Raw genomic sequence first — 351 nt, forward strand, 5'->3', positions numbered from 1 at the left:
GCTGGCCTACATGACCTTCCCCGAGCAGCACCGCGTCAAATTACATTCCACCAATCCACTGGAACGCCTGAACAAGGAAGTGAAGCGCCGCGCCGATGTCGTCGGCATCTTCCCGAACGAGGATAGCATCATCCGCCTCGTCGGCGCCGTCCTGCTGGAGCAGAATGACGAATACCAGCTCCAGCACCGCTACATGCAGATCGAGGGCATGGCCGCCCTTGCTACACCAATGATCGAGGAGGCACAGCCGCTACAGATTACACCCAAGGCCGCCTGAAAATGCAGCCCGCTGGCCACACCCAATTCTACACCACATTGACGGACGCGACCGATCGTGGCGTTGAACGAATT

At 58.7% G+C, this 351-nt stretch carries 1 protein-coding gene; it reads left to right on the forward strand.

Annotated features, from left to right (window positions below):
- Window positions 1-277 (forward strand): transposase (locus H926_RS26110; RefSeq protein WP_043608390.1); only part of this gene is annotated, 277 nt, incomplete at its 5' end.
- Window positions 278-351 lie beyond the last annotated feature (74 nt).

The organism is Novosphingobium sp. B-7 (assembly GCF_000410615.1).
Taxonomy (GTDB): Bacteria; Pseudomonadota; Alphaproteobacteria; order Sphingomonadales; family Sphingomonadaceae; genus Novosphingobium; species Novosphingobium capsulatum.